A 7,718-nucleotide genomic window follows, 5' to 3' on the forward strand; every position below is an offset into this window, starting at 1 on the left:
GGCGGCAGAGCCGCAACCGCACCCGAGGTGTAATTTCTCCCAGCCAGAGAGCCCCCTTCATGCGCTTCCTGAACGACCTCAAGCCCTCGTACGACCTCACGTACGACGACGTCTTCATGGTCCCCAGCCGTTCCGCCGTGGGCTCCCGGCAGGCCGTAGACCTCTCCTCCCACGACGGCACCGGCACCACCATCCCGCTGGTCGTCGCCAACATGACCGCCATCGCGGGCCGCCGGATGGCCGAGACCGTCGCCCGCCGCGGCGGCCTGGTCGCCATCCCGCAGGACATTCCGACCGAGGTCATCGCCGAGGTCGTCTCCTGGGTCAAGCAGCGCCACCTGGTGCACGACACCCCGATCACCCTCGCCCCGGGCGCCACCGTCGCCGAGGCGCTGTCGCTGCTGCCCAAGCGCGCGCACGGCGCCCTCGTGGTCGTCGAGGACGGCAAGCCGGTCGGCGTGGTCACCGACTCCGACTGCCAGGGCGTGGACCGCTTCACCAGCCTCGCCGACGTGATGTCCCGCGACCTGCTGCTGCTGGACGAGGGCATCGACCCGCGCACCGCCTTCGACAAGCTCACCGAGGCGCACCGCAAGCTCGCCCCGGTGGTCGACGGCGAGGGCCGACTGGTCGGCATCCTCACCCGCAAGGGCGCGCTGCGCGCCACCCTGTACACCCCGGCCGTGGACGGCGACGGCAAGCTGCGGATCGCCGCCACCGTCGGCATCAACGGCGATGTCGCCGGCAAGGCCGCGGCCCTGATCGAGGCCGGCGCCGACGTGCTGGTGGTGGACACCGCGCACGGCCACCAGGAGTCGATGATCAGCGCGCTGCGCGCGGTGCGTGGCCTGAACCCGCAGATCCCGATCGTGGCCGGCAACGTGGTCTCCGCCGCCGGTGTCCGCGACCTGGTCGAGGCGGGCGCCGACATCCTCAAGGTCGGCGTCGGCCCGGGCGCCATGTGCACCACCCGGATGATGACCGGCGTCGGCCGCCCGCAGTTCTCCGCCGTGCTGGAGTGCGCCGCCGAGGCGCGCCGGCTCGGCAAGCACGTGTGGGCCGACGGCGGCGTCCGCCACCCGCGTGACGTCGCGATGGCGCTGGCCGCCGGCGCCTCCAACGTGATGATCGGCTCCTGGTTCGCCGGCACCTACGAGTCCCCGGGCGACCTGCAGACCGCCGCCGACGGCCGCCAGTACAAGGAGAGCTTCGGCATGGCCTCGGCCCGTGCCGTCAGCAACCGCACCTCCCAGGACTCCTCGTACGACCGGGCCCGCAAGGCGCTGTTCGAGGAGGGCATCTCGCACTCCCGGATGTTCCTCGACGCGGCCCGTCCGGGCGTCGAGGACCTGATCGACTCGATCGTGGCCGGCGTGCGCAGCTCCTGCACCTACGCGGGCGCCAACACCCTGGAGGAGTTCCACGAGAAGGCGATCGTGGGCGTCCAGAGCGCGGCCGGCTACGCCGAGGGCAAGCCGCTGCACTCCAGCTGGGCCTGATCGGGCCGGGCCTGAGCGCCCGCTCCTTCGCCGGTCGATCGTTCACCGGCCGGCCGGTTCCTCGCCTCGGGGAGCCGGCCGGCCGGTGTGTTCGGGGTGGCCGCCTCGCCTGGGGCGTCCGTCCTGTCCGGTGTGTCCTTGTCCGCGGCGTCCTTGTCCGGTGTGTCTGGTGTGTCCTGTATGCCCGGTGCGTCCGCTGTGCTCAGTGCGTCCCTGCCCAGTGCGTTCGTCGCCGGGTGCAGCCCGAGCGGGAGCAGCAGGGCGTGGCTGAGCAGCCCGACCGAGCCGTCCAGCGCGGCGGCGAAGGCCCGCGCGGCGCCCGGCACCGCGCGCAGCTCCCAGAGCGCCTGGACGGCGGCCCACGCCCCCTCGCGGGCGGCCTCCACGGACCAGGCACCGAGCAGGTGGGTGAGCGGCTCGGCGCGCTCCAGCAGGTCCGGGCCGGGCATCAGCTGCTCCCGGACGGCCGTCTCCACCTCCGCCAGCAGTCCGTTGATCCGGTGGTAGTCCTCCGCCAGCCCGTCCGGCTCGCAGCCCCGGCGGAGGCAGGTGTCCACGACGGCGAGCGGCAGGTCGTGCTGGATGTGGGCGTTCATGCCGGCCAGGGCGAACTGCAGCGGGTGCACACCCGGGTGGGCGCGCAGCGCGAACAGCGGCCGCCAGCAGGCGGGGGGCTCCTGCCCGGCCGCGTCGGCGGCCACGGCCAGCAGGTAGCGCCCGGCGAACACCGCGTCCAGCTCGGCCATCGCCGCCGGATCGGTGAAGTACGAGCCGCCGAGCCGGTGACGGACGGCCTCGGTGACGGTGAGGTAGAGCCGGTTGAAGACCGCCACCCCGTCCGTCGCGGGCAGCGCCGCCCCGATCTCCCGCAGCCGGTCGACCACCTCCGTGACGGAGGCCGTTGCCGAGGCTGTCACTGGTGCCACCGCTGTACCGGGCATCCGCGTACCGGGCATGCGCCACCCTCCGATGTCGATCGTGCACTGATCGCATCATCGTGACAGCGCGGACGACCGCCCGGTGCGTGCGGCACGCGGCGTGCGGGGGAGACGGGGTGATCAGCCCAGCTCGTACTCCAGGACGTAGGTGTGCGCGCCGCCCTCGTGGACGGTCAGGTGGAACTCGCCGGTGAGCCCGGCCAGCTCGCCCGCCCCGGTGCCCGGCACCACGCGTATGGTCGTGCCGCTGGTGTCCCACGCCGCGTGCTGGAGCACGAACGAGCCCTTCCGTCCGTCCAGCTCGCCGGTCACGTGCTCCACCGCGACGTACGAGGCTGGGCTTCCGGAGGGCCCCGCGACGGAGAGCATTCGCACCTCGCTGGTGCCCGACAGTCCGCCCGTGAAGGTCTTGGCGAGCCGGATCCGGCCGAAGCCGGCGCCCTCCCGCTGCTCCGTCTCCACCGGCTCGAACGTGGTCACCTCGAACGCCCCGCTGGCCCTGGTCCCCATGGCGCTGTCCCCTCGACGATCCGTTTCACGATCCATCCGCGGCCAACCGGTACCCCGCCGACCGTGCACCGAGCCTTGCATACGGCACTGACAATCGCCCGGGCGTCGCCGCCCCGCCGGGGGCTCAGTGCTCCCAGCGGATCGCCAGCAGCGCCGCGTCGTCCGTCAGCCCGGCGTCGCCGATCCAGCCGTCGACGTCCGCGAGCAGCGCGTCCAGCAGGTCCGCCGGACTCGCCGCGGGCAGCCCCGGCAGCCGCTCCTCCAGCGGGTAGAACCGCCCCTGGGCGTCCCGGGCCTCGGTGACCCCGTCGGTGTAGAGGAGGAGCAGGTCCCCCGACAGCGGCTCGAAGCGACCCGTCGGATACCCGCCGCCGGTCAGCCCCAGCAACCCGAGCGGCGGCGCGGCGTACGGCGGCGCCAGCTCGCGCACCCGGCCGCCGCGGCGCAGCAGCGGCTCCGGGTGGCCGCAGTTGACGAAGCGGACCGGCCCTTTCCCCGGCGGCACGGTCAGCAGCAGCGCGGTGGCGAAGCGCCCCTCGCCCGGGCGGGCGGCGAGCGCCTCGTCCAACCGCTCGGCCAGCCGTCCGAGGTCGGGCTCGGTCCGGGCCGCCGCGCGGAACACCCCCAGGACGTCGGCCGCCGTCTCCACGGCCGGCAGCCCGTGCCCCTGCACGTCGCCGAGCAGGACCCGCACGCCGTAGCCGCTCTCCACCACGGCGTACAGGTCCCCGCCGATGCGCGCCTCGGCCGCCGCCGCGACATAGCGCACGGCGGTGCGCAGCCCGCCGATCCGCTCCGGCGGCGGCCGCAGCAGGGCCCGCTGAGCCGCCTCGGCCACCGTCCGTACCTGGAAGAGCTCCCGCTCCCGGGCCGCGACCAGGACGACGTTGGCCGCGCTGGCCAGGGTCGCCGCGAGCACCGTGATCAGCGCGGTGACGTGCACCTCGTTCGGCAGATCGCTGTTGGTCGACTCCAGCAGCCCGACCGCCAGCACGGCGATGCCGCCGGCGGCCAGCGGCACCCGGGCGGTACGGGTGGTCGCCCCGGCCAGCACCGGCGCCACCGCCAGCACGGGGGACAGGGTCGTCCCGGGCCCGGTCACCAGGTCGGCCACCACGGCGGCGACCATCAGCGCGAAGGCGCAGACCAGCAGCAGTCGGGTACGCCGCGGCAGGTGCAGTGGCGGCACACCGTCCGGGCCGTCTGCGCTCACATGTCCTCCCGGCTGCTCCCGGCGGATAGGCGACCTACCGTCCACTGTCCTCCGCGCTCCCCGCGGGCGGCACCTCGGGTGGCACCTCGGGCGGCCTCGGGCGGCACCCGAGGTGGCACCTGGGGCGAAGCCGCCGTGGGCAGGCGCACTAGGCTGGGCCGGGAGATGAGACGCAAGAGCCGCCGCCCGACCTCCCCCCTCCCGCAGCGCCACGGCGTGGACCCGGTGCACCTGCGGCTGCCGCCCGAGGGCCCCTGGCCGACCGTCCGCGCCTACCTGGTCGAGCGCCTGCCGACCGTGTCCGCCGGGCGGATCGACGCGGCGCTGAGCGGCCGGGAGATCGTCGGCGAGCACGGCCCGGTCGCCTCGGACGAGCCGTTCCGGCCCGGCGCGCACCTGTGGTTCTACCGGGACCTCCCCGAGGAGGTCCGCGTCCCCTTCGAGCTGGAGGTGCTGCACCGCGACGAGCACCTGGTCGTCGTCGACAAGCCGCACTTCCTGGCCACCACCCCGCGCGGCCGGCACGTCGTCGAGACGGCGCTGTCCCGGCTGCGGCACAGCCTCGACCTGCCCGCGCTCAGCCCCGCGCACCGGCTCGACCGGCTCACCGCCGGCCTGGCCATGTTCGTGGTCCGCCCCCAGGACCGCGGCGCCTACCAGACCCTCTTCCACGACCGGCTGGTCCGCAAGGAGTACCAGGCGATCGCCCCGCACGACCCGACGCTGGACCTGCCGCGCACCGTGCGCAGCCACATCATCAAGGAGCGCGGGGTGATCGCGGCCCGGGAGATCGACGCGCCGCCGAACAGCGAGAGCCGGATCGACCTGCTCGACCACCGCGACGGCCTCGCCCGCTACCGCCTACGGCCCCTCACCGGCCGCACCCACCAACTGCGCCTGCACATGAGCGGCCTCGGCATCCCGATCCTCGGCGACCCGGTCTACCCCCTGGTCCTCCCCGAACCCGCCCCGGACGACTTCCGCCGCCCCCTCCAACTCCTCGCCTCCTCCATCGAGTTCACCGACCCCCTGACCGGCCGGGAGCGCCGCTTCGCCACCCGCCGCACCCTCACCGCCTGGACCGACCCCACCGCCTGGTGAAGTACAGGCCAGCGCCCTCGGGCTATTCGCGGGCATCACATCCGGAGTTGCGAAACCGGACGCCGCTCCCACTATCGGGAACCAACGCGGCGCCGTCGGCGCATACCTGACCTACCGGCTGGAGACCGCCACCGTCCACCGGCTCCGCGACAACACCCACACCCGCTACACCGCCGTCGCCCGGCTCTACCTCACCCCTGGCCTCGGCAAGAAGAAGCTCTCCAAACTCACCGCCAAGGACGTCCGCGCCTGGCTCAACCAGCTCCGCACCACCTGCCAGTGCTGCGCGCGCGGCCTCGACACCACCCGCGACCAGCCGCAGTGCTGAGTCGTTGGGAAGTGATGCCCCAAGCACCTCTCCCCGCCGACCTTGGCCTACGTCCACTCCGTGCTCAAGTCCGCCCTGGAGCACGCGGTGCGCGAGGAAGAGATCCCGCGCAACGTCGCCCGCAACGTCCGCACTGGCACGCCCCGGCCCCGCCGCTTCGAACCCCTCACCGCCGACGAAGCCCGCACTTTCCTCTCCACCATGCAGGGGCACCGCCTGCACGCTCTGTTCGAACTGGCCCTCCGAACCGGGCTTCGCAAGGGCGAACTCCTCGGCCTGCACTGGGAAGACCTCGACCTGGCCGGCGGAACCGCCAGTATCCGCCGCACCCTCCAGCGCACCAACTCCAGCGGCCGGACCGCCCTGCCGACCAAGACACAGAGCTCGGAACGGCGCATCGCCCTGCCCACCGAATGCCTGCGCTCCCTGGAAGAGCACCGCCACCCGGCAGCGACAGGAACGCGAAGCGGCGGGCATCGGCTGGAAGAACAGCGGCTACGTCTTCACCCGGCCCGACGGCTCCCCGATCGAGGGAGCCACCCTCACCCGGCACTTCAACACCCTGCTCCGCCGCGCCACCCTCCGCCGCATCCGTTTGGTGAGTCGGCCCGGGGCGCGGTGCCGGGATTGCTCCCGGTCCGTTTCCCCGGACCGCTCTCCGAACCCGGCGTGCGACTCTCGCCGCACCGGGCTCTCCACGGTTCCTGCCGTCAGGCGGGGTTCGCAGGGGGCCACGGGGTTGGGATCTTGTTGCCCCGGTAGGTGTAGCGGGAGACCGACACACCCTCGATCCGGAAGTACTCGACCCCGTCCGCCGCGATCCTCCACCGCCCGGAGGCGGCGAGGTGTCGGCGGACCTGTCCCCAGTTCCAGCCGTGGCGCGCCCGCAGCATGTGGACCAGCCTCCACCAGGTGAAGTCATCCAACTTGCTGAAGATGCGTTTGGCCACGGCGTACTTGAAGTAGTTGGCCCATCCGCGCATGATCTGACCGAGCCTGGTCAGAACCGACGCGAAGTCCTGCTGCGATGTCTTGTGCGTCAGGGCACGGATCTTCGCCCTCAGCGTCCGGACGGGCCGGGCCGCGATGAAGGTGTAGACGTACCACTTGTTCGTCCCCCTCTTGCGCTTCCACCGGATGCGGAAGCCGAGGAAGTCGAACCCGTCGCTCATGTGGACCACTTGGGTCTTGGCCAGTGACAGCCGCAACCCGAGCGGAGCCAGCGCGACGGCGACCTCTTCGCGCAGCGCTTCAGTGTGCTCGCGCGCGCCGTGCACCAAGACGACGAAGTCGTCCGCGTAGCGGACCAGCCGCCACGTCGGTCGCCCCTTGGTGTGCCGGTAGTCGCGCTTGCCGCGGGTCGACATCACCCCGCCTGGCTTCCACGGCGCCATCACGTGCTCGTCGAGCACGCTCAGGGCGATGTTGGCCAGCAGCGGGGACAAGATCCCGCCCTGCGGCGTGCCGGTCACTGTGCCCTGGTAGTCGCCGAGTTCGGTGAGGATCCCGGCTTTCAGGAACGCTTTGACCAGCGCCAGGACGCGTTTGTCCTTCACCCGAAGGCGCACCTGGTCCATGAGGGCCCCGTGGTCGATCGAGTCGAAGCACGCCTCGATGTCCGCGTCCAGCACCCAGCGGTAGCCGCGGGTGCCGAAGTGGTGGATCTCAGCGATCGCGTCCTGGGCACGCCGCTTGGGCCGGAAACCGTACGAGCACGGCAGGAACTCCGCCTCGAAGATCGGCTCCAGCACCAGTTTCAGCGCCGCCTGGACGACCCGGTCCGCGATCGTCGGAATCCCGAGTTTGCGGACCTTCCCGGACCCGCCCGGTTTCGGGATCTGGCGTTCCCGCACCGGCAGCGGTCGGAACGAGCCGTCCTTGAGACCGGCCCGCAGGTCGTCCAGGAACCCGGGCACGCCCACCTGCTCCGCGACGTCGGCGACCGTAAGGCCGTCGATACCCGGCGTGCGCGCGCCCTGGTTCCCCGCGACCCGGTCGAACGCCACGATCAGCGTCGCCGGGTCACACACGAAGTTGTGAGGTCGGCCCGGGACGCCCTGCTGGTGTTGCCACCAGTGGGTTTTCCCGGACCGCCTCCCGCACCCGGCGTGCCCGTCTCCAGGCACCGG

General features: G+C 72.7%; 6 protein-coding genes and 1 pseudogene. 3 read left to right on the plus strand and 4 right to left on the minus strand.

The window, feature by feature from the left end:
* Positions 1–59 precede the first annotated feature (59 nt).
* The gene (locus tag ACIOJE_RS14855; protein ID WP_400776412.1) at positions 60–1,499 is read left to right on the plus strand and encodes a GuaB1 family IMP dehydrogenase-related protein; all 1,440 of its coding nucleotides are present in this window, start codon (positions 60–62) and stop codon (positions 1,497–1,499) included.
* Here ACIOJE_RS14855 and ACIOJE_RS14860 read toward each other — a convergent pair.
* The 3 genes from ACIOJE_RS14860 to ACIOJE_RS14870 form a co-directional block, all read right to left on the minus strand.
* Positions 1,460–2,416 carry a DUF5995 family protein gene (locus ACIOJE_RS14860; RefSeq protein WP_400776414.1) on the minus strand — a complete coding sequence of 319 codons (957 nt, stop codon included), beginning with the start codon at positions 2,414–2,416 and terminating at the stop codon, positions 1,460–1,462. The genes ACIOJE_RS14855 and ACIOJE_RS14860 overlap by 40 nt on opposite strands.
* 141 nt (positions 2,417–2,557) lie before the next feature.
* Positions 2,558–2,947 (minus strand): DUF3224 domain-containing protein, encoded by a 390-nt coding sequence (locus ACIOJE_RS14865; RefSeq protein ID WP_400776416.1) that lies wholly within the window; start codon positions 2,945–2,947, stop codon positions 2,558–2,560.
* A 124-nt stretch (positions 2,948–3,071) separates the two neighbouring features.
* Positions 3,072–4,160, minus strand: a complete 1,089-nt coding sequence (locus tag ACIOJE_RS14870) for a PP2C family protein-serine/threonine phosphatase (protein ID WP_280686287.1) — start codon at positions 4,158–4,160, stop codon at positions 3,072–3,074.
* 165 nt (positions 4,161–4,325) lie between these two features.
* On the opposite strand from ACIOJE_RS14870, the gene ACIOJE_RS14875 reads away from it, so the two are divergent.
* Both ACIOJE_RS14875 and ACIOJE_RS14880 read left to right on the plus strand, forming a co-directional pair.
* Positions 4,326–5,261, plus strand: a complete 936-nt coding sequence (locus ACIOJE_RS14875) for a pseudouridine synthase (protein WP_280686288.1) — start codon at positions 4,326–4,328, stop codon at positions 5,259–5,261.
* A 28-nt stretch (positions 5,262–5,289) separates the two neighbouring features.
* Positions 5,290–6,184: pseudogene (locus tag ACIOJE_RS14880) on the plus strand (tyrosine-type recombinase/integrase); the annotation flags it as partial.
* Between the two features lie 115 nt (positions 6,185–6,299).
* Here ACIOJE_RS14880 and ltrA read toward each other — a convergent pair.
* Positions 6,300–7,619, minus strand: a complete 1,320-nt coding sequence (gene ltrA, locus ACIOJE_RS14885) for a group II intron reverse transcriptase/maturase (protein ID WP_400776419.1) — start codon at positions 7,617–7,619, stop codon at positions 6,300–6,302.
* Between the last annotated feature and the right edge of the window lie 99 nt (positions 7,620–7,718).

Source organism: Kitasatospora sp. NPDC087861 (genome assembly GCF_044742585.1).
Lineage (GTDB): Bacteria > Actinomycetota > Actinomycetes > Streptomycetales > Streptomycetaceae > Kitasatospora.

Bases quoted from the DNA above. Each gene is read 5' to 3' on its own strand.
- ACIOJE_RS14855 (WP_400776412.1), top strand. From the start codon at position 60: ATGCGCTTCCTGAACGACCTCAAGCCCTCGTACGACCTCACGTACGAC.
- ACIOJE_RS14865 (WP_400776416.1), bottom strand. From the start codon at position 2,947: ATGGGGACCAGGGCCAGCGGGGCGTTCGAGGTGACCACGTTCGAGCCG.
- ACIOJE_RS14875 (WP_280686288.1), top strand. From the start codon at position 4,326: ATGAGACGCAAGAGCCGCCGCCCGACCTCCCCCCTCCCGCAGCGCCAC.